Origin of the sequence: Pseudomonas sp. SIMBA_041, from assembly GCF_046535095.1 — a bacterium.
In the GTDB taxonomy this organism is placed as follows: domain Bacteria; phylum Pseudomonadota; class Gammaproteobacteria; order Pseudomonadales; family Pseudomonadaceae; genus Aquipseudomonas; species Aquipseudomonas mucoides.
The window spans coordinates 1-279 of sequence record NZ_JAWRXJ010000214.1 but is presented as its reverse complement, the minus strand read 5'-3'; the positions used below and the strand labels follow the sequence as shown (position 1 = coordinate 279).

At 68.1% G+C, this 279-nt stretch carries 1 protein-coding gene; it reads left to right on the top strand.

The features are described from left to right. Nucleotides 1-239: DUF2938 family protein (locus tag SB725_RS30905; protein ID WP_410923190.1), on the top strand; the 239-nt coding region annotated here is incomplete at its 5' end. Nucleotides 240-279: the final 40 nt, after the last annotated feature.

The window sequence follows — 279 nt, the reverse complement described above, 5'->3', positions numbered from 1 at the left end:
CCTGCGGCCTGGAGTGGGCGCGGCAACCGGCCCTGGCACCGGCCCTGATCATCGGCGTATTGACGGTGGCTGCGCCGTTCCTGCTGATGCAACCGGGCATGGGCGCCGGGATCGCGGCGAGCAAGATGCCCAAGCCGAATGTGGCCCGGCTGCGCAGCCTGATGGCGCATTCGGTGTTCGGGCTGGGCTTGTACATGGCCGGGATGTTCTGGGCGTGGGTGTTGGGGCAGACTGCGTGACCTCAGCCCAGAGGCCGAGCATGCCCAGAGAGATCGATCG